Here is a 25,111-nt window from a genome sequence, read left to right on the forward strand (position 1 = left end):
AACTCTCCGAGGGCCTCCGGGGCCAGGAGGTTGTTCACTGGCAACCCACGGACGCTGTGAAACAGAAGGCCCCGGCCCCTCGCCAACGGTGACCGCAGCCCCTGCCCGTCCGGATACAAGGCCATCCCCGCCGGGCCATAGGCCCCGCGGCGCCACCTCCGGGACGACGGAAACCCACCAGCATCAAGCCGGCGCCGCGGGACCGCCCGGCGACAATGGCCGCCCCGGACGGGGCAGGAAACCCAACCACCCCCACCTCATATCGTCTAAACCAAAATGCCCACTGGACAGGACATGCCCCCCGCCGGGGTCGGCGGATGGACGGTGATGCCCGGTCCCGGGCGCGAGCACTGGACATGTCCTCCCGGCGGAGTGGCCCGATCCACCAGCGGAGCCACCAGGCGTGCCCCCGGACAAGGACATGCCCCGAGCCGGGGCCGGCGGATGGACGGTTATGCCCGGTCCCGGGCGCCAAGGCTGGGCATGTCCTCCCGGCGCGAAGAGGCCGGGGGAGGCCCGGGGCCTGGGAAGGCGCGTGCGGTCGCCATCTGGCCGACCCCACCGCCTGGATCCGAACCCCGACGAACGAGCGAACCTACCCAGTTGTTTGACGGAGTCGCGTGGTTCTGCGATCTCCGTGAGAATGCCGCCGTCAGCCTCCACCCGCGACAATGAGGACCGGCCACTCCTGGCGGGAGAGCAGGGACGCTGAAACCGATCCTTCAAGGAGCCTGTCCATCCAGGCGAGGGCTCCAGGCCGTTCGGCGCCCACGACGAGCAATGATGCGCCCGTGCTCTCCGCCAGACGGGCGAGAGCCTGGGAGACTTCACCGTTCAGCACGCGGAAGGACCATCTCTCTCCTGGCTGCCCAAGAAGGATTTCAAGGCTGAGCAGCATTTGCCCGGATGGGAAGTCAGCTTCTTCGTTGACGGTTGGGTCCAGTGAACGAGCCGTCCGCGTGCCGTCCGGCTCCCACTCCGTGAGGTAGCTGGCTGGATCCACGAAGGCACACACGAGGTGCCGTCCCAGGGCGTCCGCGAGGTCAGCGGCCGTCCGGACCAGACGCTCGGAAAACCTCCACCCGACCCCGAGCACAATCGGCCCGTCGGGCCATCCCCCAGCGGTCATGCTTAGTTCCCGGTGAGCTCCGCATACAGCTTCCGGACCCGGGCCTGGATGTCGTCCCGGACCAGGCGCATGCGTTCCATGCCTTCGATGCCGCGGTCGGAGGGCTCGTCTGTCGCCCAGACCTCGAACAGCTTGCCCTCGCGGGGTTCGACTTTTGCTTCGTTGCCCAGGACGAGGACGACATCGACCGCGTCCAGTACTTCGTCGGTAATCGGCTTGGGGTGCCCGCCTGTGATATCGATGCCGAGTTCGGCCAGGGACTCCACGGACTGCGTGTTCAGCGATGTACCGGGTTTGGTCCCGGCGGAGTGAACGGCGACGGTGCCGTTAGCCAGTTGGTTCATGAGTCCGGCGGCGAGCTGGGACTTTCCGCCGTTCTTGCTGCAGACGAACAGGACGCTGGGGGTTTTCGTGCTCTCGGTCATGCGTTTGATTCTTCCTTGTCTGAATCGGGCTTGCTTGGCAGTGACGGCCTCAACGGGTGGTCCTGCCGGGTCAGTCAGGTCCCCGTCCTGTGGAAGGGTTGCGTTCAGTTATTGCCGCCGGAGCGGCCGTGGGACAGTCCGGTGGGGAATCCGACGAGCACCGGCTCGGGAGCGGCGCAGCAAGAGGATTCTGTTGCGACGGCGGCGGCTGCCGGGACGTCGCAGCTGGTGCCGGCGTCGGAGGAGCAGACGCCGGTTTCGGGGAGTTCGAGCTGGACGGTGTCGGCCGCTTCGCGGTCACCGGACCGGGCGGCGACGACGGAGCGGACCTGTTCGTAGCCGGTGGCGAGCAGGAAGGTCGGCGCCCTGCCGTAGGACTTCATGCCGACGATGTAGAAGTCCTGGTCCGGGTGGGCCAGCAGCCGGGCGCCGTGCGGCGGGACGGTGCCGCAGGAGTGGAATTCAGGGTCGATCAGTGGGCCCAGCTCCCGGGGTGCTTCCACGGCCGGGTCCAGGTCCAACCGGAGTTCGCGCAGGATGTCCAGGTCGGGCCGGAAGCCGGTGCAGGGGACCACGACGTCGGCGTCCAAGGTGCGTCCGTCAACGGCTCTGACGGTCACGCCGGAATCCAGTGCTTTGAGGGAGGCGATGCCGAAGCCGGTGTGCAGTTCAATGGTTCCTGCCTCGACGAGGCGGCGCAGGCGGGCACCGAGCTGGCCGCGGACGGCCCAGAGGATCCGGGTGTCCGGTTCTTCCTTGGCCAGGTCGGCGAGGCTGATCAGGGTGTTGGCGGCGGAGTGGCCGGCGCCGACGGCCAGGACACGGCGTCCGGCGAACGAGGCACGGTCACGGCCGGTGACGTCCGGCAGCGGCGAGGAGATCCGGTCCGTGGCGGAGTCTTCGCCGATGGCCGGCAGCCCGGAGGTGCCCAGCGGGTTTCGGATGGACCACGTGCCGGAGGCGTCGATGACCCCAGCCACGGTGTGGTCGCGGGTCTCCCCGTCCTCGTGCTCGACCCGGACGACGAACGGTATGGTGTCGCGGTTGCGGGTGTGGGTCTTGTCCATGCCGGCGCGGGTCACGGCGATGACCCTGGCGCCGGTCTGCAGCTGCGAGCTGATGGCCGGAAGTGCGGCCAGCGGGGCCAGATAGTTGTCGACCAGTTCCCCGCCGGAGGGAAGGGCCGTGGGCCGGGGCGATTTCCATCCGTCGGCTTCGAGCAGGCGGACGGCGGCGGCGTCGATGTTGAACCGCCACGGTGAAAAGAGCCGGATGTGGCGCCACTGCTCGATCGCGGCACCCGCGGAGGGACCGGCTTCGAAGATCAACGGTTCGAGACCGCGTTCGATCAGGTGTGCCGCGGCGGCCAGCCCCACCGGGCCGGCGCCGATCACGGCAAGGGGAAGGTTCTTCGCTGAATCCATGGTCTCCTCTGTTTCATCCGGGCAGTCGTCGCAGCAACCGGGGTCACTGCAGCATCCTGTCGTCATTCAGCTCACCCCCTCTCCCTTCGGGGTCAGGCGTGGGTGGGTTCCTCGACCAGGGCGGTGGCGATGCTGTCGGCGTCGTCCAGTGCGGCGAGGTAGCGTTCGGCGTCGAGCGCGGCGGCGCAGCCGGTGCCGGCGGCGGTGATGGCCTGGCGGTAGCGGTGGTCCACGGCGTCGCCGCAGGCAAAGACGCCGGTGAGGTTGGTGACGGTGGTGGGCGAGTCGACCTTGATGTAGCCGTCGGCGTCCAGCTCGACCTGCCCCGTCAGCAGTTCGGTGCGCGGGACATGTCCGATGGCAACGAAGATGCCGGTGGCGGCCTGTTCGCGGGTTTCACCGGTGATGGTGTCCTTCAGGGTGACGCCGGTGACCTTGCCGTCGCCGTGGATGGCGGTGATGGCCGAGTTCCAGGCGAAGCGGATCTTGGGGTTGTCCTTAGCGCGCTGGGCCATGATCCGGGAGGCCCGCAGTTCGCCCTTGCGGACGACGACGGTGACGGACTTCCCGAAGCGGGTCAGGAAGGTGGCTTCCTCCATGGCGGAGTCCCCGCCGCCGACGACGATGATGTCCTGCTCGCGGAAGAAGAACCCGTCGCAGGTGGCGCACCAGGACACGCCGTGGCCGCTGAACTTCTTTTCCTCCGGCAGGCCGAGCTCCTTGTAGGCCGAGCCGGTGGCCAGGATGACCGCGGGCGCCTCGTGGGTGGCGCCGCCGCCGGTGACCACACGCTTCAGGTGCCCGGCCAGCGTCACTTCCGTGACGTCGTCGAACACCACCTGGGCGCCGAACTTCTCGGCCTGCTGCTGCAGCCCGTCCATGAGCTCCGGTCCCTGGATGCCGGCGGGGAAGCCGGGGAAGTTCTCCACCTCGGTGGTGTTCATCAGGGCACCTCCCGCGGTGACCGCACCGGCGAGGACGAGGGGCTTAAGACCTGCCCGGGCGGCGTAGATCGCCGCGGTGTAGCCGGCAGGGCCGGACCCGATGATGATCAGCTGTTCGGTGTTTCGGGTGTCAGCGCTCACGATTCTCTCCCGGTGCTCGGTACGGGTGTTACTTGACGGCGGGGGTGAGGGACGCGATGAGTTCCTCGATGCGGCCCCTGATCTCGTCGCGGATGGGGCGGACGGCGTCCACGCCCTGCCCGGCGGGATCTGCCAGGACCCAGTCCTCGTAGCGCTTGCCCGGGAAGTAGGGGCATTCGTCGCCGCAGCCCATGGTGATCACCACATCGGATTCCTTCACGGCCCCGGCGGTGAGGACCTTCGGGATTTCGGCGGACATGTCGATGCCAAGCTCGGCCATGGCCTCGACGGCGGCCGGGTTGACCTTGTCCGCGGGCTGGGAGCCGGCGGAGCGGACCTCGATCCCGCCCTGGGAGAGGGTGGTGAGGAACGCCGCGGCCATCTGGGAGCGGCCGGCGTTGTGGACGCAGACGAACAGGACGGAGGGCTTCCTGGCGGTTTCGGTGGTCATGATGTTTTTCCTGGGTCAGGCGGGAACGGGCATGTTGGTGAAGTAGCGCTGGCGCGCCCCAAGGGCGACATAAACCAGTGCAACAAGAACGGGGACTTCGATCAAGGGGCCCACGACGCCGGGCGCCCTCGAACGGACGGCCGGGCTCCTGGCAAGCCTGTGACCGGACAGGAACCGCCCGGCGTCAGGTGCGACGCCCGAGGAAACACGCAGGGCTCGGCGCGTGCCGGGCCCTGCGTCGTTCAGAAGCCCACGGTCAGTGGCTGTCCTGGCGGACGATGAAGATCTCCTTGACCAGCAGCAGGACCGCCGCCGCGGTGGGGATGGCAATCAGGGCGCCCAGCACGCCGAGCACGCTGCCGCCGGCGATGACTGAGATGACAGCCACCGCACCGGGCACCGCGACGGCCTTCTGCATGACGCGCGGCGAGATGAAGTAGGCCTCGAACTGCAGGTAGGCGAAGTAGCAGATGGCATACACGACGGCCGTCTGCCAGCCGGCGCTGAGCGCGATCAGGGTCGCGATCACCCCGGCAATCATTCCGCCGACGAGCGGAATGAACGCGAGCAGGGCGACGATGAAGGCCAGCAGCACCGCAAACGGAACGCCGACGATCGACATCACGATGAAGGCGAAGGTCGCGTTCAGCAGTGCGACGACGGCCTGGCCGATGACGTAGTTGCCGACCGAGGCGGTGATTTCCTCGGACAGCGCCTCGACCCGGGCACGGCGGGACCTCGGGGCGAGGCGGTAGCCCCATTTCTTCATCGCCGGGATCGCGGCCAGGAAGTACAGGCTCAGCACCAGCACGATCAGCGCGCCGAACAGTCCGTTGGCCACGGTGGAACCGAATCCGAGGACGCCGCCGAAAATACCGCCTATCGCCGCCGGATTGTTGACGAATTTTTCGAGCTCCTGGGTCAGGCGGTCCCGCACACCGAACTGGCTGTCGAGGCTGCGGAAGAAGTCCGAGTCGATGAAGTCCTGGATCCAGCGCGGCGCCTGCTCCACGATCTGCGTCACCTGCTGCACGATCGTGGGAATCAGGGTGGCAAAGAACCCCGCCACGGCCAGCGTCAGGGTGGAGACGGCCACGACGATCCCTGCGGCACGGGGGAACCTCTTGCTTTCCAGCCAGCGCACCACCGGGTCCAGGCCCAGGGCGATGAAGAGGGCCGCCACGATCCAGAGGAGCAGCTGGGTTGTGTTGGAGCCGATCCAGTAGAGCAGCAGCGCTACGCCGACGCCGACCGTTCCCATGAAGCCGACATAGAGGGGGTGCTTGGCGGACATGCGCGGCCCGGGATCGCCGAAGCGGGCCTCGGAATCGCCCTCCGCTGTTCCGGCCGGCGCCTCATAGTCCGGCGGCATCTCGAAGCGCAGCCGCGGCTGCGCGCCAGGGAGGGGCTGGCGCAGCCGGCGGGCCATCGCTGTCAGCGCTCCGGCCACGGCCGCCCGCTGGCTGGAAAGCGGCTTCTGCGGGCGGCGCTCCATCCCACCGGATTCCTGGTGTGTTTCCTGTCCGGAGCGGGACGAATCCGTGTGTTCTGTCACTGCGTCGAAAGCCCTTTGTCCTGTGGTTACCCTCCGTGGCGCCGCGGTCGCGGGCCGAGTGTGATGATCACCGCAAACACTATCAGCAGGCTTGTTAGCTCGCGGTTCCGGCAGCGTCCGTGGCCCCGGCGGAAGAGGCCGGCCACGGCGCCGATCCGACCCGCCGGTAACAAAACGGTTACTATTAGAGCTAAGTGCCCGCTGATGATAGGTAATATTTTGCGTTTCAAGACTGCAGTTGCACTCGTGCTGCTCGGCCTCCTGACACTCCTGGCCGGGATCGGCCAGAAGACGTTCTGGGCGCCGGCCGAGAGCTTCACGGCCACCGCGCCGGCCGACGCCAAGGCTGCCCCGTTGACCGTTTTCGACCAGAAGCTGCGCACGCTGCACGGCGGCACTGTGAAGATCAACGTCAAGGGCGAAGGCAGCTTCCTGCTCGCCGCCGGCCGGCCGGATGACGTCAATGCGTGGGTGGACAAGACCGCCCACAACACCGTCTCCGGAGTCTCGGACGACGGCAAGGCGCTGCAGCTGACGCACACGGACGGCGAGGCCACGGCGCCTTCGCCCGCGGGCTCGGATCTGTGGGTGTCCGCCGAAAATGCCAGCGGCGAGCTGAACTATTCATGGACCGCGCCCGCCGACGGTGACTGGTCGCTGCTGCTGGCGGCGGACGGCACCAAGCCGGCTCCGGCGTCGATCACCATGACCTTCCCCAATGACACCTCCACCCCGTGGGCGGTTCCGTTCATGATGGTCGGCGGACTGCTCATCCTGGCCGGCGCCGCTCTGCTGGTCCTCAAGCCCGGGTCCGGCCCGGGTGCCAGGGTTTTCGCCGGCGCCAGGGATTCGGCCGGCGCCCCGCCGGCCGCGGCCAAGCCGACGGATACCACCGCCGCCGAGCGGAACGCCCCCGGGCGGAGCACCGGGCGGCTGCGCCGGCCCGGCGTCGTCGGTGTCATCGGAGTGCTGACGGCCGCCGCCGTCACCGGAACGGGCGTGGCGGCACAGGCCGGCCAGACGCCGTCGCCCTCGCCGAGCACCTCCTCCACCGCTGCAGCGGACAAGGCCCCGCACGCCCCCGTGCTGCTGGACGCGCAGTTCCGCCGCATCCTGGAACAGGTTTCCGGCGCCGTCGATGCCGGCGACGCAGCCAAGGACGCAAGCAAGCTCCAGCCGCGCGTGGGGCAGACCGAACTCGAAGTGCGCACGCAGAACTACAAGATCCGTTCCCAGGTCGGCTCCTACGGGGCCCGGATGCCGGTGCGCGCCACGAAACTCCTGACCACCGTCGTCACCCAGCAACGGAGCTGGCCGCGTTCGGTCCTGGCCGTCACGCAGGGCGAGGGCAACGTTGTTCCGCAGCTGCTCACCCTGACCCAGGCTTCCCCCCGCGAGAACTACAAGCTCGTGGGCACCACGCCGCTGCAGCCGGGGACGACGTTCCCCGGCATCGCCCGGGGCGGCATCGAGACGCTGGCCCCTTCCGCCAAGTCCGGGCTGACCTACAGCGGTGAGGAAGCACTCGCCGGGCTGGGCGACCGCCTGACCTCTGCCGACTCCGGCTTCAAGGACAAGCTCGTGGAGGGCGCGTCCTCCCCGTACATTGCCGACACCCTGGCGTACCAGGCCGACGCCGTCAGCACCGGTGTGAACGGGACCTTCTCGTTCACGCACAAGCCGGTTCCGGAGAACACCGTGGTGTTCCGCACGGCCGACGGCGGGGCGCTGGCCCTGGGACGCCTGAACTTCGCGTTCGACGGCACCCCCAAGGCCCCCGGCGACAAGCTGACCATCGGTGACGACGCGGCTGCCCTGGCCGGCGGCAAGGAGACGGGCACCGGCATGGTGCTGACCTTCGCCGAGTCCGTGGCCGTCTACATCCCGCCGACCGGGTCCACGGACCCGATGAAACTGGTGGCGGCCACCCGCGGCCTGGTCGGGGCCAGCTTCAAGTAGCGGCGTTCAAACAGTGGCGGGAGCTGTTCCAGATAGCACCGGCAGGGGCCGGTGTGGCTAGAGTGGAGCTATGACTTCGCCAGCTTCCCGCCCGGTCCCGCCAGCTGCCGCCAACCCGCATAACCTGCGCGGCGCCGTCGATCTGTCCTCCCTGAAACAGCGTCCGGCGCCGCCGTCGGCCGGTGATCCGGCCGGTGGTGCCCCCGCCGGTGGTGCCACCGCCGGTGGTGCCCCCGCCGCGGGAGCCGAACCCGCGGCGCACGGACATCCGCTGCGCGTGGACGTCACCGAGGCCAACTTCCAGGAGCTCGTGGAGCTCTCGGGCACCGTGCCCGTGGTGATCGCCCTCTGGGCGGCCTATTCGCCGGGCTCCGGCCAGCTCGTGGAGTCCCTCGAGCAGATCGTGGACAGCTACGACGGCCGGCTGGTCCTCGGCGCCGCCGACATCGAAGCCTTCCCGCAGCTGGCGCAGGCGTTCGCGGTGCAGGCCGTGCCCACCGCCGTCGCCCTCGTGAAGGGCCAGCCGGTGCCTCTGTTCCAGGGCGGCGCCGAGGAGCAGCAGGTCCGCAGCCTGCTCGATGAACTGCTGAAGGTCGCCGCCGCGAACGGCGTGACCGGACGGATCGGCGCCGGCGGCCCCGGCAGTTCCGAGGGGGCGGCCGAAGCGGCCCTCCCGCCGCTTCCGCCCCTGCACCAGGCCGCGTTCGACGCCATCGAAGCCGGCGACTACGCGGCGGCTGCCGCGGCCTACCGGCAGGCCCTGAACGAGATGCCGGCCGACGCCGATGCCAAGGCCGGGCTGGCCCAGGTGGAGCTCATGGGCCGGCTCCAGCCGCTCTCCGCCGCGGACACCGAAGAGCTGCGCCAGAAAGCCGCCGACGAGCCGGACAACCTCGACGCCCAGCTAGGCGTCGCCGACCTCGACGTCGCGGGCGGGCATGTCGAGGACGGCCTGGGCCGGGTTGTCGCGTTCATCGGCAGGAACTTCGGCCCGGAGCGGGAAACTGCCCGGGTCCGGCTGCTGGAACTCTTCGACGTCGTGGGCACCGCGGATCCGCGCGTCGCCAAGGCACGCCAGAACCTCGCCCGGGTCCTCTTCTGATGGGCTCTGCCCTCTTCAAGCCGCTGGAGTTGCGGTCCCTGCGGCTGCAGCACCGCGGCTGGGTATCGCCGATGTGCCAGTACAGCTGCGGACCCGAGACCGGAGAAGGGGTCCCGAACGACTGGCACCTCATGCACCTGGGCTCGTTCGCCACCGGGGGAGCGGCCCTCATCGTCACGGAAGCGGCCGCCGTCAACCCCGGGGGCCGGATCAGCCCGCTGGACGCGGGCCTCTACAACGACGAGCAGGCGGCCGGCTGGGAACGCATCACCTCCTTCGTCCACCGCCACGGCACCGCCGGGACGAAGATCGGCACCCAGCTGGCCCACGCCGGCCGGAAGGCGTCCTCCTACTGGCCGTTCTCCGGAAAGCACGGCTCCGTGCCGGCGTCCGACGGCGGCTGGGGCACCGTGGGCCCCGGCACCGGCGCTTTTGACGGCTACGCCGCCCCGTCGGCCATGACGGTGGAGGACATCGACGCCGTGATCGCCGATTTCGCCGCCGCCGCGGTCCGCGCTGTCGACGCCGGATTCGACACCGTTGAAATCCATGGCGCCCATGGCTACCTGCTGCACCAGTTCCAGAGCCCGCTGGTCAATGACCGGACCGACGGCTGGGGCGGGGACGAATCCGGACGGAACCGGCTGACGCTCGCCGTCGTGGACGCCGTCCGGAACGTCATTCCCGACTCCATGCCGCTGCTGCTGCGGATCTCCGCCTCGGACTGGGCCGAGGGCGGGATCGACGTCGAGGCCTCGGTCCGGCTGGCGCGTGCGGCCTCGGAGCACGGGGTGGACCTGCTGGATGTCTCCAGCGGAGGCGCCGTGGCGCACCAGCAGATCCCGGTCGGACCGGGCTACCAGACCGGCTTCGCCGCGCGGATCCGGCGGGAAACCGGCGTCCGGACCGGTACCGTCGGCCTGCTGACCTCGGCGGGCCAGGCCGAACACGCCGTGGCGACCGGCCAGGCGGACGGCGTGTTCATCGCCCGTGCCGCACTGCGCGATCCGCACTGGTGGCTGCGGGCCGCCTTTGAACTCGGACACGAGCTGGCGTGGCCGCCGCAGTACGAGCGGGCCGTCCCGCGCCACTCGTTCTAAGGCCGCCCGGGACAGGACCGGCTCGCTGCGATAGCCTGCCAGTAAGACGCACGGCCCGCACCGCACCCGGCGGCCCGCGGGCTCCGCACGTCGCGGCATAACGTGACGGCACAGAACGTCACGGCACACAGCAAAGGCAGGGATCATGGAAGTCGTCATCCTTCCGGGCAGCAAGGCAATCGCCTCCCTGGCGGCCGACGCGGTTGAAGCCCTGCTCCGTCGCAAGCCCGACGCCGTCCTGGGGCTGGCCACAGGTTCCTCGCCGCTGCCCGTCTATGACGAGCTGGTGCTGCGGCATGAGCAGCGCGGCCTGGACTTCAGCCTGGCGCGTGCCTTCGCGCTCGATGAATACGTGGGGCTCCCGGCCGGCCACCCCGAGTCCTACCGCGAGGTCATCCGGCGCGTGTTCACGGGGCGGGTGGACATCGGCCCGGCCAACGTCCACGGACCCGACGGCACGGCAGCCGACATCCCCGCGGCCTGCCAGGCTTATGAGGATGCCATCCGTGCCGCCGGGGGAGTGGACCTGCAGCTCCTGGGCATCGGCACGGACGGCCATATCGGTTTCAATGAGCCCGGTTCCTCCCTCGCCTCCCGGACCCGGATCACGACGCTGGTCGAGCAGACACGCCGGGACAATGCCCGGTTTTTCCGAAGCCTGGCCGAGGTCCCCCGCCACGCGCTCACGCAGGGGCTGGGAACCATCCTGGACGCCCGGCATGTGATCCTCCTTGCCACCGGCGCCCAGAAGGCGCAGGCCGTCCGGGACCTGGTCGAGGGCCCGGTCGCCGCCATCTGCGCCGCCTCGGTGCTGCAGCTGCATCCGCACGCCACGATCCTGCTGGACGAGGCTGCTGCGTCCTCGCTCCGGCTCGCCGACTATTACCGCCACAGCTATGACAACAAGCCTCCGTGGGAGGGCCTGTAGGACACCCTGTAGAAACCGCCGTGTCATGTCTTAGGACTTCGTGGACTGTTCCCGTCTGGTGTGGCTGATGACGCGCAACCCGCCCCGCGCGGGAGGCCCGGGCCAGGTGGCCATGGCATGGCGGATCCTGATATCCGGGTCGGGATTGCTCCTGCGCGGCAGCAAACACCGCCCCCGGAGTCCACGGGGTCCCGGGACAGGGTGTCTGCGGGGTCATGGGACAGAAGCGTCCATTAAGTCATGTGACTCCACCCTGTAGAAACCGCTGTCGTGGCCCTGTCCGTCGCAGCGGCTAAGATGGGTGGCATGACCAGCATGACCGATCCCCTCGAAAACGACCCGATGCGTGAGCTCTCCGGAGCCGGGACGTCGACTGCCACGATCGAGCGCGAGGAACTGCGCCAGGAAGTGGAACCCGGCGACCGGGAGCGATTCTCGCACTATGTGCGCAAGGAAAAGATCATGGAATCGGCGCTGTCCGGCGAGCCTGTGATTGCCCTCTGCGGCAAGGTCTGGACGCCCGGCCGAGACCCGAAGAAGTTCCCTGTCTGCCCGGAATGCAAGGAAGTCTACGACGGACTCCGCCCCGGCAAAGACGGCGGCGGCTCCGGCGACAAGTAGGCGGCACCCGGCAGCGTCACGCAGCAGCACCGTGATTTAGCAGCACCGTGATGTAGCAGCACGGCGTTGCCGGTAGGTCCGCGCTGCGCCCGTCCACGGCTCCCCGCTTTCCACCAGCCACCGGGCATTGTTGTGCCTCCTGGCGGCCAGGCTGGGCCCGTCGCCCGCTACCTGCTGTCCGTTTCATCCGAAAAGATAGGTGTTTTTGTGCTTCGTTGGGTTTCTCCGTCAGCCGCAGCCATGCGCGGAATGGAAGGGACCTAAGTGACAGAGACACTCTTTGGCGGCCCGACGCTTCCCCCGGCCTATCCCGAGCGGGCCGCCTGGGGCACCGCGCCCAAGCTCCGCGCCTGGCAGCAGGAAGCACTGGACAGCTACTTCAGCACCCACCCCAAGGATTTCCTCGCCGTCGCTACGCCGGGCGCCGGCAAGACGACTTTCGCGCTGCGGGTGGCGTCCATGCTGATCGATTCCGGCGCCGTGAAGCGGGTCACGATCGTAGCGCCCACGGACCACCTGAAACGCCAGTGGGCCGATGCGGCAGCCAAGGTCGGCATCGCCATCGACCCGAACTTCAAGAACGCCGACGGCCAGCACGGCCGCGGCTTCATCGGCGTCGCGGTCACCTATGCGCAGGTCGCCAGCAAGCCCATGCTGCACCGGGCCAAGACCGAGGCCGCCCGCACCCTCGTCATCCTGGACGAAATCCACCACGGCGGCGAGGCCCTGTCCTGGGGCGACGGGCTCCGCGAGGCCTTCGAACCGGCCGCCCGCCGGCTGTCCCTGACGGGCACGCCGTTCCGCTCGGACACCTCGCCGATCCCGTTTGTGGAATACGCCGAGGACCGCGACGGCATCCGGCGCTCCAAGGCCGACTACACCTACGGCTACGGCAAGGCGCTGCGCGACCACGTGGTCCGCCCGGTCATGTTCATGGCCTACTCCGGCCAGATGCGCTGGCGCACGAGCGGCGGGGAGGAAATGGCCGCGTCGCTCGGCGAATCCGCGGTCACCAAGGACATCACCGCCCATGCCTGGCGCACGGCGCTCAACCCTGCCGGCGAGTGGATCCCGGCCGTGCTGGCCGGGGCGGACAAACGGCTCAGCGAGGTGCGCCGCAGCGTCCCGGACGCCGGCGGGCTCGTGATCGCCACAGACCATGAGGACGCCAGGGCCTACGCCGGGCAGCTGAAGAAAATCACCGGGGAATCGCCCACCGTCATCCTGTCCGATGACGCCAAGGCCTCCAGCAAGATCGAGGAATTCACCGCCAGCGAGAAGCGCTGGATGGTGGCCGTCCGGATGGTCTCCGAAGGCGTGGACGTTCCGCGGCTCTCCGTCGGGGTCTATGCGACCTCCATCGCCACGCCGCTGTTCTTCGCCCAAGCCGTTGGCCGCTTCGTCCGGGCCCGGAAGCGAGGCGAGACGGCGTCGGTCTTCCTGCCCTCCGTTCCTCAGCTGATGGCGCTGGCCAACTCGATGGAGGCCGAGCGGGACCACGCGCTGGACCGGCCCGACAAGGACGGAGACGGCGACGGCCTTTTCAACCCCGAGGACTCGCTCATGGACGAGGCGAACCGCGAGGAGAAAGCCTCCGATTCGCTCACCAAGGGCAAGTTCGAGGCGCTCGATTCCCAGGCGTCCTTTGACCGCGTATTGTTCGACGGCGGCGAGTTCGGCACCGGCGGCGAGGTCGGCTCGGAGGATGAGCTCGACTTCCTCGGAATCCCCGGCCTGCTCGACGCCGACCAGGTCGGCACGCTGCTGCGCCAGCGCCAGCACGAGCAGCTGAACCGGAAGAACGCGCGTGGCACGCAGCCTGTTGCCGCTGCCCCGGTGCCAGCCGTGCCTGACCACCGGATGCTGATGGACCTGCGCACCGAACTGGCCAAGAACGTTGCGGCCTGGTCCGCGCGCACCGGCACCCCGCACGGGGTCGTCCACACCAAGCTCCGGACGGTCTGCGGCGGCCCGGCCGTGGCGCAGGCCAACGAGGAGCAGCTGCAGACGCGCCTGCGGAAGCTCCAGGACTGGTTCATCGGCCGGAAGTAGCTGGTCCCGGCCGTTCCATGGCCGGAGCTACGGGCAGGTCAGGGCGTGCCGGGATTGGCTGAGCCGTCGTCCACCGCGGTGCCGGAAGCCGGTGCAATCCTGTCATTGGTCAGGGTTTTACGCCGGCGGTAGACCTGGACCCCGATTGCTGCGGGGACCACGGCTAAAGCGACCGCCCGCATCCATGGCCGGTCCAGGACATGACCGGTGAGCGCATCCAGGGAGAAGAGTCCGGGCCCTCCAAGGGTGAACGAGGCTGCGGCCAGGCCCAGCACCGCCGGGTACTCGAGGCCGCCCTCTGTGGCGAAGAAGCCGTTGGGAGCGTGGACGCTCGCCGCGACACCCATCGTGGTTGCGGCGGCGGCGCCGGCGGCCGGAGTGGCCAGCCCCAGGGCGAGGGCAAAACCCGCTCCAGCTTCACCCACGCCGGCGAGTATGGCGCTGGGTTTTGCGGGGCGGAAGCCCATGGCGTGCATGCCCTTGCTGGTGCCTTCGATCCCTCCTCCGCCGAACCAGCCGAAGAGTTTTTGGGATCCGTGGGCGATGAGTACGCCTCCGAGGGCGACCCGGAAAAGGGTCTGCGCGGCGGCAGCAGCCACAGGCCTGGTCGTTGCATGGCTCATTGGAGTCCTCCTTGGGTTAGCCGCGCCGCTGCACTGGCTGGCTCTCTCTGTCCAGCATGATTCTACGTCGGAGACATGTGCTCCGGAAGAATTCTCCGATGTCCGTGGTTCAGGAGGCGTCGGAGGACCGGAACGTGGTGCCGCCGTCGGTGGAGACCACGATCCCTTCGGCCGTGGCCGCCCAGATCCACGGGTTTCCGCGGCCCCCCTTCACGGCGGCTAAGGCTTTGCCGACGGGCGTGGGGAGCATGCTGATGACATGGACCATCGGAAGTGTAAGCGGACGACCATGTATCCGAAAACCATGTGAAAGAGCAGTTCTTCGTTGGTCCACCGGGTTCCGTTACTCCTGCGTCGAAGATCCGCGGCCGTCGCGCTCTCCAGCCACGTGTCGAGGGCGTGGCGGGAGTGGCTGTATCCGGCCACGATTTCCGCTTTGGTTGGTTCCACGTCGTGCCGTCCCCTTCTTCAGGTCTGGACCCGGCTGCGGTCCGGGGTTCGCTGCGCATGGCTTCATTATGGGCCGCGACAGGGCGGGGCCCGCGCGTTTGACAGCATTAGGGGCAAAAGACAGTATTCGCCGGTCACTTGAGGCGGGGCCGGCCACATAGCTGTTCAGATGGCGGGGGACCGGCGTTCGATCAGGACGGTGTCGCGCCACTGCCCCGTGAGTGGACCGTGGGTCATCCTGGCGATACGGTGCCTGCGCCCGACGACGACGTAGCCGTTGGCGAGGTGGAATTTGAGGCTGGCTTCGTTTTCGGGGAAGACGCTGGCCTGGATGGTCCAGATCCCGTCAGCCTCCGTGGAGTCTGCCAAAGCCCGCAGCAGCGCTCCGCCCAGGCCGAGCCCGCGTGCAACGGCTGCGATGTAGACGGAGTGTTCGACCACGCCGGAGTAGACAGGGCGGGCGGAGACGGGGGAGACGGCAGCCCAGCCAAGGATCCTGCCTTCTGCGGCTTCGGCGACGAGCCGGTGGCGGGGCAGTCTCGAGGTGTGGAACCCTTCCCAGTCGGGTGCCTCTGATTCGAAGGTGGCGTGGCCGGTCGCGATTCCTTCACTATAGATCCGTTGGACGGCCGGCCAGTCATCGTCGCGCATGGGACGGATCGTGACCGCGGACGGTCCCGGCGCGGTCACAGGGTCGCCAGGAGTCCGGCCGTCTGTTCCAGGGCTCCCGGGACCAGGGAGTAATAGGCCCAGGTGCCGCGCTTTTCTCGGTGCAGCAGCCCGGCCTCGACCAGAATTTTCAGGTGGTGGGAGACGGTGGGCTGGCCCAGCTCCAGCGGCCCAGTCAGGTCGCACACACAGGATTCACCGGAGGCTTCGGCCTTGACCATGGACAGCAGCCGCAGCCGGTTCGGATCGGCCAGCGCCTTGAAGACCAGGGCTTTCCGCTTCGCCTCTTCAGCGCCCAGAGCAGGCGGCCCTCCCGGGGCGCAGCAGGCTTCATCCGTGGCCGGTGCGAGTATGGGCAGCGAGTTCATGTACCCATTATGCCGGAATATTGACCATCATCAATGTGTGAGCCGCAAGGCTCCCGGCCGGAGCGGCTCCCCGGTGCAGGTTCTTTTGATGCGGAGGCGCACACGGCTGGCCCGCCGGTGCGGGCGACGGCTACGAGCGGGCCGTTTCGGAATTGTGCGGGAGAACGACGTCGTCCGCGGCGCGGGATGCGGCGGGAAATAGGATGAGGAGGAGGCCAAGGCCTGCTGCCGCGCCGATCAGCTGGGCCAGGACGAAGCCGGGAACGGACGCCGGTGCGATGCCGGCGAAGGTGTCACTGAAGATGCGGCCGACTGTCACGGCCGGGTTCGCGAACGACGTCGAGGACGTGAACCAGTACGCGGCTCCGATGTAAGCGCCCACGGCCGGTGCGGCGAGGACGCCCCGCTTGGTGGCGGCCAGGGCGAAGATCAGCAGTATGAGCCCGGCGGTCGCGATCACTTCACCGAGCAGATGCCCCGTGGTTGCGCGCTCCTTGGCGGAGATGGAGGTTCCCACCTCAAACATGGCGTTCGCGGCCACGCTGCCGCTGACCGCGCCCACGGTCTGGGCCACCATATAGGTGCCCAGCTCGGGCAGGGTCAGTCCGGAGCCGCTGCGCCGGCCCAGGATCCAGTCGGCGAGGGATACCGCGGGATTGAAGTGCGCGCCGCTGACGGGTCCGAGCACCAGAATCAGGACCGAGAGGCCCAGCACCGTGGCGGTGCTGTTCTGGAGCAGTTGCAGGCCAACGTCATTGGGGGAGAGCTGCTGTGCGGCGATCCCGGAGCCGACGACGATCATCACGAGCAGGCTGGTGCCGAGGAGTTCGGCTATGGCGCGGCGCCACAGGGGCGGCTGGGTTAAAGTCATAGCAACAGCTTGACTGAAAGAATTAACTCAGTCAAAATTGAACCAATGAATATTGAGACAAGCGATGAGTTTCAGGTGCGGGTCGCCAGGCACGCGGCCCTTGCCGATCCTGCGCGGCTGCGGATTGTCGATCTGCTGACCCTGGGGGACTTCTCCCCGACCGAGCTGCAGGTCGAGCTGGGGATGCCGTCGAATCTGCTGTCCCACCATCTGCGCGTGCTGGAAGGGGCCGGGCTGGCAACCCGCCACCGCTCCGAAGCCGACAGGCGGCGCAGCTATATCCGGCTTGCTGCCGGGGCACTGGAGGGCCTGGTGCCGGGGGCTGAACACGGGGCCCGCCGCGTATTGTTCGTCTGCACGCGCAACAGTGCCCGGTCCCAGCTGGCCGCCGCGCTCTGGCAGCAGGTCAGCGAAATCCCGTCAACGTCGGCGGGAACACACCCCGCGGAGCGCATCGCCCGGGGCGCCATCGACGTCGCCCGCCGTCACGGCATGGAGCTCGGGGACCTTCCTCCGCGCAGGCTGGAGCAGGTGGCGGGGGAGGGGGACTTCGTGGTGACCGTGTGCGACAACGCCCATGAGGAGCTGGCCGGCCTGGGCGGCGTCCACTGGTCAGTGCCGGATCCGTTGCGCCAGGGTACCGAGGAAGCCTTCGAGAACGCCTTCAGAGACATCGCCACCCGCATCAATGACCTCGCACCACGCGTGCTCGCCGCCTGACCCAACCGACGACCCGACACGATACCTGCCCAGGCCCTTCCTCCCCGGGCAAGGGGTTCCGCCAGGTTCATCCGGGCAGCCGGAAGTCCGGACGGGTCATGAAGCCCGAATTACCTGAATATTGACAATCATCAATCTATAGTCCGATACTCACTGTATCGATCATCATCAATCTTTGATGACCGAGGCAGGGGGCGGGCGAAGACCTTAACCAGATTCGCGTTACCCAACTGAACCCAGGAGAACCCCGTGAGCACCGAAACCACCAGGAAGCCCTCCGTCCTGTTTGTCTGCGTCCACAACGCCGGCCGCTCCCAGATGGCCGCGGCTTTCCTCACCACCCTCGCCCAGGGCGGGATCGAGGTCCGCTCCGCCGGCTCCCAGCCCGCCGACAAGGTCAACCCGGCCGCCGTCGCGGCCATGGCCGAGGTCGGCATCGACATGTCCGCCGAAATCCCGAAGGTCCTCACCACCGAGGCCGTGAAGGAATCCGACGTCGTGATCACCATGGGCTGCGGCGACGAATGCCCCTACTTTCCCGGCAAGCGCTACGAGGACTGGGTCCTGGCAGATCCCGCCGGCCAGGGCGTGGACGCCGTCCGCCCCATCCGCGACGAGATCAGGGGCCGCATCGAGGAACTCATCGCGTCCCTCACCCCCGCCGCCAAGTAACCGCTACCGAGCACCAGGAGACGTCCCGTGAGCGACACCGAGAACTCTGAACAGCTGATCATCATCGGGTCCGGCCCTGCCGGCTACACCGCGGCGATCTACGCCGCCCGGGCAGGTCTTAAGCCCCTCGTCCTCGCCGGGGCGGTCACCGCGGGAGGTGCCCTGATGAACACCACCGAGGTGGAGAACTTCCCCGGCTTCCCGGCCGGCATCCAGGGACCGGAGCTCATGGACGGGCTGCAGGCCCAGGCCGAGAAGTTCGGCGCGCAGGTGGTCTTCGACGACGTCACGGAGGTCCGGCTGGCCGGGCACCTGAAGCGCGTGGTCACCGGCGCCGGGAAAACCTATGAGGCGCCCGCGGTCATCCTGGCCACCGGCTCGGCCTACAAGGAGCTCGGCCTGCCCGAGGAGAAGAAGTTCAGCGGCCACGGGGTCTCCTGGTGTGCCACCTGCGACGGGTTCTTCTTCCGCGAGCAGGACATCATCGTCGTCGGCGGCGGGGACTCCGCCATGGAGGAAGCCACCTTCCTGACCCGCTTCGGGAAGTCCGTGACCGTCGTGGTCCGCAAGGGCGAGCTGCGCGCCTCCCGGATCATGGCCCAGCGCGCCAAGGACAACCCCAAGATCCGTTTCGCCTGGAACTCGGCCATCACCAAGATCCATGGCGACGGGAAGGTCACGGGCGTGACCCTGAAGGACACCGTCACCGGTGAAACCCGCGAGCAGGCCGCCACCGGCATCTTCGTCGCGATCGGGCACGTGCCGCGCACCGAACTCGTGGCCGGGCAGGTGGAGCTGGATGACGAGGGCTACATCAAGGTCGACGCGCCCACCACGGTCACCAACCTCTCCGGCGTCTTCGCCTGCGGCGACGCGGTGGACCACCGCTACCGCCAGGCCATCACCGCCGCCGGCACCGGCTGCGCCGCCGCCCTGGACGCCGAACGCTACCTCGCCGCGCTGGACGACGCCGACAGCATCGCCACCGCCCTGGTCGAGGAACCCACCCACGCCTGACCTGAGAACGGAGAGGGGGTGAGCCGAATGACGACAGGATGCTGCGGCGACTCGGGTTGCTGCGACGACTGCCCGGATGATGAGCAGGGCTGCTGCTGACCGCCCCGCAGCCTGCCGGCCCCGCAAGGGACCGGCAGGCCCCTCCCGAGACAACCGCCACACCTACGGATGAAACAGAGGACACCTTGGATTCAGCGAAGAACCTTCCCGTTGCCGTCATCGGCGCCGGCCCCGTGGGCCTGGCCGCCGCGGCCCACCTGCTCGAACGCGGCCTGGAGCCGCTGATCTTCGAAGCGGGCGCGTCCGCGGGCGCCGCGATCGGGCAGTGGCGCCACATCCGGCTGTTCTCTCCGTGGCGGTTCAACCTCGACGCCGCCGCCGTCCGCCTGCTCGAAGCAACGGGCTGGGAATCACCCCGGCCCACGGCCCTGCCCTACGGCGGGGACCTCATCGACCAGTACCTGGCCCCGCTGGCAGCACTGCCCGAGATCGCCTCCCGGTTGCAGACCGGTGCCAGGGTCATCGCCGTGACCCGTGCCGGCATGGACAAGACCCACACCCGGGACCGCGACACCACCCAGTTCGTCGTCCGGGTCGAGCACGAGGACGGAGAAACCCGCGACCACACCGTGGCCGGGGTCATTGACGCCTCCGGAACCTGGTCTATCCGCAACCCGCTGGGCACTTCCGGGCTGTCGGCCATTGGCGAGGAGGCCGCCGCGGACCGGATTTCCCCGCCCCTTCCGGACGTGACAGGCCGGGACCGTGCATCCTTTGCCGGGCGGCGGGTCCTCGTGGTCGGCGCCGGCCACTCGGCCGCGAACACCCTGATCAACCTCGCAGACCTGGCCAGGGACGCCCCGGGCACCCGGATCCTGTGGGCCGTCCGCGGCGCGTCCGCCGAGAAGGCCTACGGCGGCGGCGACGCCGACGGGCTGCCCGCCCGCGGCCAGCTCGGTGCCCGCCTGCGCCGCCTCGTCGAGGCAGGAACCATTGAACTGCACACCGGCTTCGGCATCAGCTCGCTGAAATCCCTCGCCTCGCACGTGACCGTCGGAGCCGTTGACGGACGGACGCTGGAGGCCGACGTCGTGGTGCCCTGCACCGGCTTCCGCCCGGACCTGGACATCCTGCGTGAAATCCGGCTCGACCTGGACCCCGCCGTCGAAGCGCCCCGGGAGCTGGGCCCGCTCATCGACCCCGAATTCCACTCCTGCGGCACCGTCGCCCCGCACGGCGCCAGGCTTCTGGCCCACCCGGACCAGGACTTCTACATCGTGGGCATGAAGTCCTACGGCCGGGCACCGACGTTCCTGCTGGCCACCGGCTACGAACAGGTCCGCTCCGTCGCGGCAGCGCTGGCCGGGGACCGCGAAGCCGCCGACACGGTCCAGCTCGAGCTCCCCGAGACCGGGGTCTGCTCCGCCGGCGCCGGCACGAGCTGCGACGTCCCGGCAGCCGCCGCCGTCGCAACAGAGTCCTCGTGCTGCGCGACAACGGAGCCGGTGCTCGTCGGCTTCCCCACCGGACTGTCCCACGGCCGTTCCGGCGGAAACAACTGATCCGGACTTCCCTTCGATGAATCACGTCCTTGGAGTGCTGAGATGACTGAACCCCACGAAAACCGGTATGAAACCAGCCGGGGGCTGCAGGACAGCACCGAGCTGCTGCAGCGCATCAGCAACCGTCTGGCCGACAAGTTCGCGGGCATCTTTGCCGCCGAAACCGTCGAACGCTACGTCTTCGAGTCGTACACGGCCCTGGCGCGGACCGCGAAGATCAGCGCCTACCTGCCCGCCACCACCGAGCACTTCGCGAACGACCGGCTGAACGCCCTGGCCAAATCCAAGGGAGCCGTCGCCTCCGAGGTCCCCGAGGTCTTGTTTGTCTGTGTGCAGAACGCCGGCCGGTCCCAGATGGCCGCCGCGCTGCTCACCGTCGAGGCCAAGGGCAGGATCAAGGTCCGGTCCGCCGGCTCCCTGCCCGCGGCCGAGCTGGATCCCGCCGTCGTGACGGCGATGGCCGAGATGGGTCTGGACCTCACCAAGGACTACCCCAAGCCGCTCACGGATGATGTCGTGCGCGCCTCGGACGTGGTGATCACGATGGGCTGCGGCGATTCCTGTCCGATCTATCCGGGCAAACGCTACGAGGACTGGGACCTGCCGGACCCCGCCGATCAGCCCCTCGAAACGGTCCGTGACATCCGGGACCGGATCCACGACCGGGTCAAAACCCTCACCGCCTCACTGCTCACACAGGAAACAACGCTCCCATGACCCAGGAATCAACCAACGAACCGAAGATCCCGGCCGTCCTCTTCGTCTGCAGCAAGAACGGCGGCAAATCCCAGCTCGCCGCCGGCCTGATGAAGCAGCTGGCCGGCGGCGCCGTGACGGTCTACTCCGCCGGGACCAAACCGGGTAAGTCCCTGAATCCCCAGGCCGTGGAGTCTCTGACCGAACTCGGCATCGAAATCACTGGCGAGCACCCCAAGCCGGTCACCGAGGAGGTTTTGGACGCCGTGGACGCCGTCATCGTCCTGGGCAACGAGGCGAAGCTTGAACCCCACGAAGGCACCCGTTTTGAAGTCTGGGAAACGGACGAGCCCTCAGAACGCGGCATCGAAGGCATGGAACGCATGCGCCTGGTACGGGACGACATTCGGGCCCGGGTCCGGAAGCTCTACGCGGAGCTCACCGGGAACTAGCCCATGCCCGCACCGGCGCTGTCGCGGACACTGGTCGCGGAGGGCGCACCGCGCGGCGGACTGGCCGCGCTGTGTATCACCCAGACCACGGACAGGACCGCCTATGCCATGGCGGCCGCCACCGGGACCGCCACACTCATCGCCGCCGCGCGCCTCGCCAGAGGCCACCATGCCGGATGAAGGATGGCCGGACGGACCAATCGTGCTCGGAGTCGGGTGGAAGTGCTCAGAGCATCTGATCCGCACCGCTGCTGGTCTCGCATCAGCCCTGGGACAACATCTTGTCTGCGCCTTCGTGGATCCAGCCAGTTACCTGACGGAATGGGAGCCGGAGGGCCGACGGACAGCGCTTTCACTGGACCCGATGGTCAATGAAGAGGCCGACTTTCCATCCAGGCAACTGCAACGGAATCTGGAATCCGTTCTCGGAGAGCCCGGGGAGGCGTGGTCCTTCCGCGTGCTGAACGGCGACGTCTCCAAGGCCCTCAGCCGCCTGGCAGAGAACACAGATGCATCCTTGCTCGTTGTCGGCGCCGGCTGGCCAGGATCCCTGGCATGGGCGGACAGGCTCCTCGAAGGATCCGTATCCGCGTCCCTGATCCGCCTTAAGAAGTGGCCGGTCCTCATTGTCCCTGGCAAGGGATAACGAGGCGTGCGGGGGCGACCGATTTCCACGGCCCAAAAAGTTTAGCCTGCACGAGCTTTCGCGACCTCCCAAAAACTATATCCACAAGCGCAACACGTGGCTCTGGCCGTTCCCTGGACAAGTGTTGCCGTTCCAAGGTTGTGGACAGGCTCTGGGGCATTGGAGGAATCGGACAAATGGTTGCTGGTGTGAGGCGATTCCGCGGCACTGGGATGTTCGTCCAGTATCAGGGCAGGATGCAGGAGGCGAAGAATTCTCCGATGTCCATGGTTCAGGAGGCGTCGGAGGGCCGGAACGTGGTCCCGGCGTCGGTGGAGACGACGATCCCGTCGGCGGTGGCGGCCCAGATCCACGGGTTTCCGTCGGTCCCCTCTACGGCGGCTATCGCCTGGACTTCCCCGTTGATCCGGCCCTTCCGGGTCCAGGTCGCGCCGGCGTCGGCGGAGTAGCGGACCGTCCCGTCGGGTTCGACCCCTGCGGCCTCCCCGGGGCTGGCGAAGGCAGCGAACTGGATGACCGGACCGGATGTCACCGGCGCCCAGGTGTTGCCGCCGTCGGCGGAGCGTTGGATCCCTTCGGGGGTGGTGGCCAGAACGGTGTCACTGTCGGGGTGCCCGGCCAGGGCCGCCGGGGCGAAGGCGGCAGCCACTGTTTTCCAGGTCTTGCCGTCCGGGGTGGTGCGCAGTTCGCCGTCGAAGGCGACGATGCCGGATTTGGTGGTGGTGAGGGCGTGGAAGTCTGATTCGCCTTGCCGGGAGAGCTGTTCCCAGGTTTTGCCGCCGTCGGTGGATCGGATCAGGCCGAGCGGGTTGGGCATCTCCGAGCCTACTCCGGGGTGGCCGGAGGCGTAGAAGACGCCGTGGTCTTTGGCGCCGGTGAAGCCCATCAGGTCATTCGTGCCGCCGATTTTGCTGGCGGGTTTTTCCGTGACGTCGAACAGCCCGTGGTGGGTGGCCAGGAGCACCTGGCTGGTGTCGCGCCTGACGCTCAGCCCGTGGATGTGCGTGCTGGGCAGGCCGGTGCCGGCCTGCGGGGTGGCGGACGCGTCGGCGGCCCGGTCAGGGACCGGGGTGCAGGCGGCAAGGGCCAGAACGAGTGTGGCGGCCATCGTGGCTGCGGCGCGGGACAGGGTTTTGGGCGCGAACGGCAATGGGGAACTCCAGGGATCAGGGCGGGGCAGGGGAAGCAGGGGCCGGCACCGGCCCGGAAGGGGCCGGTGCCGGAGGACGCCGGTCAGAGGGTGGCCAGCAGGTCCTTCATTTCCTGGATTTCCGCTTCCTGGGAGGCGACGATGTCCTTGCTGAGCTGGACCGCGTCAGGGTTCGTTCCGTCCGTGCTTTCGGTCCTGGCCATCTTCACGGCGCCCTCATGGTGGGCGATCATCTGGGTCAGGAAGAGCTTCGCCGCTTCGGTGCCCTGGGCGGCGTCGAGCTTCTTCAGGTCCTCCTCGCCCATCATGCCCTCCATGCCGCCGCCCATGGCCTGGCCCGAGGGCATCATCGTGGGTTCGTTCCAGCTGGTGAGCCAGCCGTTCATCTTCTCGATCTCCGGGCCCTGGGCGGCCTTGATTTTGGTGGCCAGGGCCGTCACCTCGGCAGGAATGTCCTGTTTCTTGAGCATGATGTCGCTCATCTCCACAGCCTGGGCATGGTGCGGGATCATCATCCGGACGAACATGACGTCCGCGTTGTGGCCCGTGGCGGCCGGTGCACTGCTGGACATCATCCCCGGGCCGTGGTCCGTGCCCGGCATGGAGTTGCCGGTGGTGGCGGAGCTGCTGGAGGTGGCAGAGGATCCGGAGGAGCCGGTTGTGCATCCGGCGAGGGCGAGTGCCGCGGCGATGGCGGTGGCGGAAAGGGTTAGAAATTTCTTGTTCATGGAAAATCAGGTCCTTCAAAGAATCGGTTGTGGCGCAGGGCGCCGCGGGGAGCTGGTGTGCATCAGCAATGCGGCTGACGGTTGGTCAGGGGTGCATCAGGACGGGACGTGCGCGCCGGAACGTAGCGTTCCGGCGGTGTCCTGTTTTACGTCCTGCTGATGGACAGCTCACCCGGTGAAGGACCGTCGGGAAGATGGCAATAGTGTCGGGGGACCGTGCCGGCCGCCCTGGCGTGGGAGATGATGCCGAAGACGGTGGTGCCCGGCAGCGGGGCGGACAATGAGCCGGTTTTGACCGACGGGGTGCAGGACGCGCTCATGGCGTGCATGCCGGTGCCGCTGTCGGGGCAGGAGCACATCTGCGCCGTTGTCCCGGCCGTGTCGTTAATATCGGCCGCGACCCTAAGCTCGGCTGCGGGATGGGCCCCGGAGGTGCCGGACGCCTGATGGACGGCGTGGCCGTCAGTTGCCGCGGAGCCCGCGTGGATTTCGGGGGTGGTGGCCGGGACGGCGGCCGGGGAATGCATGGAGTGGGTTCCGGTCATCACGTGCATGCCGAAGATCCCGGCCATGACAGCCAGCAGGCCAACCAGCAGACCCGCACGGCGAAGGAACGCCGCCGTGAAATTCCGGTGTGACGCGGTCATGACGTTCCT

At 68.3% G+C, this 25,111-nt stretch carries 28 protein-coding genes and 1 pseudogene; 14 read left to right on the top strand and 15 right to left on the bottom strand.

Translation table 11 applies throughout. The features are described 5' to 3' along the window. Positions 1–652 precede the first annotated feature (652 nt). From ACQCSZ_RS04795 to ACQCSZ_RS04825, 7 genes and pseudogenes are all read right to left on the bottom strand, one after another. Positions 653–1,129, bottom strand: a complete 477-nt coding sequence (locus ACQCSZ_RS04795; protein ID WP_427006938.1) for a universal stress protein — start codon at positions 1,127–1,129, stop codon at positions 653–655. Positions 1,130–1,131: 2 nt separating this feature from the next. Next, positions 1,132–1,554 carry a low molecular weight phosphatase family protein gene (locus ACQCSZ_RS04800; RefSeq protein WP_427006939.1) on the bottom strand — a complete coding sequence of 141 codons (423 nt, stop codon included), beginning with the start codon at positions 1,552–1,554 and terminating at the stop codon, positions 1,132–1,134. Positions 1,555–1,658: 104 nt separating this feature from the next. Next, complete coding sequence (locus tag ACQCSZ_RS04805; RefSeq protein WP_427006940.1) at positions 1,659–2,978, bottom strand: FAD-dependent oxidoreductase; 1,320 nt, start codon at positions 2,976–2,978, stop codon at positions 1,659–1,661. A gap of 92 nt (positions 2,979–3,070) precedes the next feature. After that, on the bottom strand, positions 3,071–4,063 hold the full coding sequence (gene trxB / locus ACQCSZ_RS04810; RefSeq protein ID WP_427006941.1) for a thioredoxin-disulfide reductase: 993 nt from the start codon (positions 4,061–4,063) through the stop codon (positions 3,071–3,073). Positions 4,064–4,091: 28 nt separating this feature from the next. Then, positions 4,092–4,514 carry an arsenate reductase ArsC gene (locus ACQCSZ_RS04815; RefSeq protein WP_427006942.1) on the bottom strand — a complete coding sequence of 141 codons (423 nt, stop codon included), beginning with the start codon at positions 4,512–4,514 and terminating at the stop codon, positions 4,092–4,094. 15 nt (positions 4,515–4,529) lie between these two features. Next, positions 4,530–4,634, bottom strand: a pseudogene (locus ACQCSZ_RS04820) (ACR3 family arsenite efflux transporter); the annotation flags it as partial. A 136-nt stretch (positions 4,635–4,770) separates the two neighbouring features. Further along, positions 4,771–6,009 carry an AI-2E family transporter gene (locus tag ACQCSZ_RS04825; RefSeq protein WP_427006943.1) on the bottom strand — a complete coding sequence of 413 codons (1,239 nt, stop codon included), beginning with the start codon at positions 6,007–6,009 and terminating at the stop codon, positions 4,771–4,773. Positions 6,010–6,273: 264 nt separating this feature from the next. Here ACQCSZ_RS04825 and ACQCSZ_RS04830 point away from each other — a divergent pair, with 264 nt between their 5' ends. The 6 genes from ACQCSZ_RS04830 to ACQCSZ_RS04855 all read left to right on the top strand — a co-directional run bounded on the left by ACQCSZ_RS04830 (position 6,274) and on the right by ACQCSZ_RS04855 (position 13,831). Continuing rightward, positions 6,274–8,028 (top strand): hypothetical protein, encoded by a 1,755-nt coding sequence (locus ACQCSZ_RS04830; protein WP_427006944.1) that lies wholly within the window; start codon positions 6,274–6,276, stop codon positions 8,026–8,028. A 70-nt stretch (positions 8,029–8,098) separates the two neighbouring features. Further along, positions 8,099–9,130, top strand: a complete 1,032-nt coding sequence (locus ACQCSZ_RS04835) for a co-chaperone YbbN (RefSeq protein WP_427006945.1) — start codon at positions 8,099–8,101, stop codon at positions 9,128–9,130. After that, the gene (locus ACQCSZ_RS04840) at positions 9,130–10,230 is read left to right on the top strand and encodes an NADH:flavin oxidoreductase/NADH oxidase (protein ID WP_427006946.1); all 1,101 of its coding nucleotides are present in this window, start codon (positions 9,130–9,132) and stop codon (positions 10,228–10,230) included. The genes ACQCSZ_RS04835 and ACQCSZ_RS04840 overlap by 1 nt, the downstream gene beginning before the upstream one ends. A 145-nt stretch (positions 10,231–10,375) precedes the next feature. Beyond that, positions 10,376–11,158, top strand: a complete 783-nt coding sequence (nagB, locus tag ACQCSZ_RS04845) for a glucosamine-6-phosphate deaminase (RefSeq protein WP_427006947.1) — start codon at positions 10,376–10,378, stop codon at positions 11,156–11,158. A 297-nt stretch (positions 11,159–11,455) separates the two neighbouring features. Beyond that, positions 11,456–11,779 (top strand): DUF3039 domain-containing protein, encoded by a 324-nt coding sequence (locus tag ACQCSZ_RS04850; protein WP_427008254.1) that lies wholly within the window; start codon positions 11,456–11,458, stop codon positions 11,777–11,779. Positions 11,780–12,043: 264 nt separating this feature from the next. Then, on the top strand, positions 12,044–13,831 hold the full coding sequence (locus ACQCSZ_RS04855; RefSeq protein WP_427006948.1) for a DEAD/DEAH box helicase: 1,788 nt from the start codon (positions 12,044–12,046) through the stop codon (positions 13,829–13,831). A 38-nt stretch (positions 13,832–13,869) separates the two neighbouring features. Here the strand turns inward: ACQCSZ_RS04855 and ACQCSZ_RS04860 are convergent, their stop codons facing one another. From ACQCSZ_RS04860 to ACQCSZ_RS04880, 5 genes are all read right to left on the bottom strand, one after another. Next, positions 13,870–14,454 (bottom strand): DoxX family protein, encoded by a 585-nt coding sequence (locus tag ACQCSZ_RS04860; RefSeq protein WP_427006949.1) that lies wholly within the window; start codon positions 14,452–14,454, stop codon positions 13,870–13,872. A gap of 109 nt (positions 14,455–14,563) precedes the next feature. Continuing rightward, a complete protein-coding gene (locus ACQCSZ_RS04865) occupies positions 14,564–14,722 on the bottom strand; it encodes a hypothetical protein (protein ID WP_427006950.1) in 159 nt (52 codons plus the stop codon). 347 nt (positions 14,723–15,069) lie between these two features. Then, positions 15,070–15,555 (bottom strand): N-acetyltransferase family protein, encoded by a 486-nt coding sequence (locus ACQCSZ_RS04870; RefSeq protein WP_427006951.1) that lies wholly within the window; start codon positions 15,553–15,555, stop codon positions 15,070–15,072. 35 nt (positions 15,556–15,590) lie between these two features. After that, a complete protein-coding gene (locus ACQCSZ_RS04875; RefSeq protein ID WP_427006952.1) occupies positions 15,591–15,941 on the bottom strand; it encodes an ArsR/SmtB family transcription factor in 351 nt (116 codons plus the stop codon). A 130-nt stretch (positions 15,942–16,071) separates the two neighbouring features. Further along, positions 16,072–16,812, bottom strand: a complete 741-nt coding sequence (locus ACQCSZ_RS04880) for an aquaporin (RefSeq protein WP_427006953.1) — start codon at positions 16,810–16,812, stop codon at positions 16,072–16,074. A gap of 45 nt (positions 16,813–16,857) precedes the next feature. On the opposite strand from ACQCSZ_RS04880, the gene ACQCSZ_RS04885 reads away from it, so the two are divergent. The 8 genes from ACQCSZ_RS04885 to ACQCSZ_RS04920 all read left to right on the top strand — a co-directional run bounded on the left by ACQCSZ_RS04885 (position 16,858) and on the right by ACQCSZ_RS04920 (position 22,577). Further along, a complete protein-coding gene (locus tag ACQCSZ_RS04885; protein WP_427006954.1) occupies positions 16,858–17,532 on the top strand; it encodes a helix-turn-helix domain-containing protein in 675 nt (224 codons plus the stop codon). Positions 17,533–17,781: 249 nt separating this feature from the next. After that, the gene (locus tag ACQCSZ_RS04890; RefSeq protein WP_427006955.1) at positions 17,782–18,204 is read left to right on the top strand and encodes an arsenate reductase ArsC; all 423 of its coding nucleotides are present in this window, start codon (positions 17,782–17,784) and stop codon (positions 18,202–18,204) included. 27 nt (positions 18,205–18,231) lie between these two features. Beyond that, positions 18,232–19,221 (top strand): thioredoxin-disulfide reductase, encoded by a 990-nt coding sequence (gene trxB / locus ACQCSZ_RS04895; protein ID WP_427006956.1) that lies wholly within the window; start codon positions 18,232–18,234, stop codon positions 19,219–19,221. Between the two features lie 185 nt (positions 19,222–19,406). Continuing rightward, positions 19,407–20,783, top strand: coding sequence for an NAD(P)-binding domain-containing protein (locus ACQCSZ_RS04900; protein WP_427006957.1), 1,377 nt, complete (start codon positions 19,407–19,409; stop codon positions 20,781–20,783). A 42-nt stretch (positions 20,784–20,825) separates the two neighbouring features. Continuing rightward, positions 20,826–21,500 carry an arsenate reductase ArsC gene (locus tag ACQCSZ_RS04905; protein ID WP_427006958.1) on the top strand — a complete coding sequence of 225 codons (675 nt, stop codon included), beginning with the start codon at positions 20,826–20,828 and terminating at the stop codon, positions 21,498–21,500. After that, positions 21,497–21,931 carry a low molecular weight phosphatase family protein gene (locus tag ACQCSZ_RS04910; RefSeq protein ID WP_427006959.1) on the top strand — a complete coding sequence of 145 codons (435 nt, stop codon included), beginning with the start codon at positions 21,497–21,499 and terminating at the stop codon, positions 21,929–21,931. The genes ACQCSZ_RS04905 and ACQCSZ_RS04910 overlap by 4 nt, the downstream gene beginning before the upstream one ends. A 3-nt stretch (positions 21,932–21,934) precedes the next feature. Further along, positions 21,935–22,111, top strand: a complete 177-nt coding sequence (locus tag ACQCSZ_RS04915; protein WP_427006960.1) for a hypothetical protein — start codon at positions 21,935–21,937, stop codon at positions 22,109–22,111. After that, entirely contained in the window at positions 22,101–22,577 is a 477-nt protein-coding gene (locus tag ACQCSZ_RS04920; protein WP_427006961.1) for a universal stress protein, read from the top strand. The genes ACQCSZ_RS04915 and ACQCSZ_RS04920 overlap by 11 nt, the downstream gene beginning before the upstream one ends. Before the next feature lie 271 nt (positions 22,578–22,848). Here the strand turns inward: ACQCSZ_RS04920 and ACQCSZ_RS04925 are convergent, their stop codons facing one another. The 3 genes from ACQCSZ_RS04925 to ACQCSZ_RS04935 form a co-directional block, all read right to left on the bottom strand. After that, positions 22,849–23,685 (bottom strand): F510_1955 family glycosylhydrolase, encoded by an 837-nt coding sequence (locus ACQCSZ_RS04925; protein WP_427008255.1) that lies wholly within the window; start codon positions 23,683–23,685, stop codon positions 22,849–22,851. A gap of 125 nt (positions 23,686–23,810) precedes the next feature. Beyond that, positions 23,811–24,455 (bottom strand): DUF305 domain-containing protein, encoded by a 645-nt coding sequence (locus tag ACQCSZ_RS04930; RefSeq protein WP_427006962.1) that lies wholly within the window; start codon positions 24,453–24,455, stop codon positions 23,811–23,813. A gap of 146 nt (positions 24,456–24,601) precedes the next feature. Then, positions 24,602–25,102: a hypothetical protein gene (locus ACQCSZ_RS04935; protein WP_427006963.1), complete on the bottom strand. Its 501-nt coding sequence runs from the start codon at positions 25,100–25,102 to the stop codon at positions 24,602–24,604. Positions 25,103–25,111 lie beyond the last annotated feature (9 nt).

Origin of the sequence: Pseudarthrobacter sp. H2 (assembly GCF_050157045.1) — a bacterium.
Lineage (GTDB): Bacteria > Actinomycetota > Actinomycetes > Actinomycetales > Micrococcaceae > Arthrobacter.

Bases quoted from the DNA above. Each gene is read 5' to 3' on its own strand.
- ACQCSZ_RS04915 (WP_427006960.1), top strand. From the start codon at position 21,935: ATGCCCGCACCGGCGCTGTCGCGGACACTGGTCGCGGAGGGCGCACCG.
- ACQCSZ_RS04920 (WP_427006961.1), top strand. From the start codon at position 22,101: ATGCCGGATGAAGGATGGCCGGACGGACCAATCGTGCTCGGAGTCGGG.
- ACQCSZ_RS04935 (WP_427006963.1), bottom strand. From the start codon at position 25,102: ATGACCGCGTCACACCGGAATTTCACGGCGGCGTTCCTTCGCCGTGCG.
- ACQCSZ_RS04925 (WP_427008255.1), bottom strand. From the start codon at position 23,685: ATGGCCGCCACACTCGTTCTGGCCCTTGCCGCCTGCACCCCGGTCCCT.
- ACQCSZ_RS04880 (WP_427006953.1), bottom strand. From the start codon at position 16,812: ATGACTTTAACCCAGCCGCCCCTGTGGCGCCGCGCCATAGCCGAACTC.
- ACQCSZ_RS04905 (WP_427006958.1), top strand. From the start codon at position 20,826: ATGACTGAACCCCACGAAAACCGGTATGAAACCAGCCGGGGGCTGCAG.
- ACQCSZ_RS04930 (WP_427006962.1), bottom strand. From the start codon at position 24,455: ATGAACAAGAAATTTCTAACCCTTTCCGCCACCGCCATCGCCGCGGCA.
- ACQCSZ_RS04825 (WP_427006943.1), bottom strand. From the start codon at position 6,009: ATGGAGCGCCGCCCGCAGAAGCCGCTTTCCAGCCAGCGGGCGGCCGTG.
- ACQCSZ_RS04860 (WP_427006949.1), bottom strand. From the start codon at position 14,454: ATGAGCCATGCAACGACCAGGCCTGTGGCTGCTGCCGCCGCGCAGACC.
- ACQCSZ_RS04795 (WP_427006938.1), bottom strand. From the start codon at position 1,129: ATGACCGCTGGGGGATGGCCCGACGGGCCGATTGTGCTCGGGGTCGGG.
- ACQCSZ_RS04870 (WP_427006951.1), bottom strand. From the start codon at position 15,555: ATGCGCGACGATGACTGGCCGGCCGTCCAACGGATCTATAGTGAAGGA.
- ACQCSZ_RS04840 (WP_427006946.1), top strand. From the start codon at position 9,130: ATGGGCTCTGCCCTCTTCAAGCCGCTGGAGTTGCGGTCCCTGCGGCTG.
- ACQCSZ_RS04885 (WP_427006954.1), top strand. From the start codon at position 16,858: ATGAATATTGAGACAAGCGATGAGTTTCAGGTGCGGGTCGCCAGGCAC.
- ACQCSZ_RS04835 (WP_427006945.1), top strand. From the start codon at position 8,099: ATGACTTCGCCAGCTTCCCGCCCGGTCCCGCCAGCTGCCGCCAACCCG.
- nagB (WP_427006947.1), top strand. From the start codon at position 10,376: ATGGAAGTCGTCATCCTTCCGGGCAGCAAGGCAATCGCCTCCCTGGCG.
- ACQCSZ_RS04850 (WP_427008254.1), top strand. From the start codon at position 11,456: ATGGGTGGCATGACCAGCATGACCGATCCCCTCGAAAACGACCCGATG.
- ACQCSZ_RS04805 (WP_427006940.1), bottom strand. From the start codon at position 2,978: ATGGATTCAGCGAAGAACCTTCCCCTTGCCGTGATCGGCGCCGGCCCG.
- ACQCSZ_RS04865 (WP_427006950.1), bottom strand. From the start codon at position 14,722: ATGGTCCATGTCATCAGCATGCTCCCCACGCCCGTCGGCAAAGCCTTA.
- ACQCSZ_RS04910 (WP_427006959.1), top strand. From the start codon at position 21,497: ATGACCCAGGAATCAACCAACGAACCGAAGATCCCGGCCGTCCTCTTC.
- ACQCSZ_RS04800 (WP_427006939.1), bottom strand. From the start codon at position 1,554: ATGACCGAGAGCACGAAAACCCCCAGCGTCCTGTTCGTCTGCAGCAAG.
- ACQCSZ_RS04830 (WP_427006944.1), top strand. From the start codon at position 6,274: ATGATAGGTAATATTTTGCGTTTCAAGACTGCAGTTGCACTCGTGCTG.
- ACQCSZ_RS04815 (WP_427006942.1), bottom strand. From the start codon at position 4,514: ATGACCACCGAAACCGCCAGGAAGCCCTCCGTCCTGTTCGTCTGCGTC.
- ACQCSZ_RS04875 (WP_427006952.1), bottom strand. From the start codon at position 15,941: ATGAACTCGCTGCCCATACTCGCACCGGCCACGGATGAAGCCTGCTGC.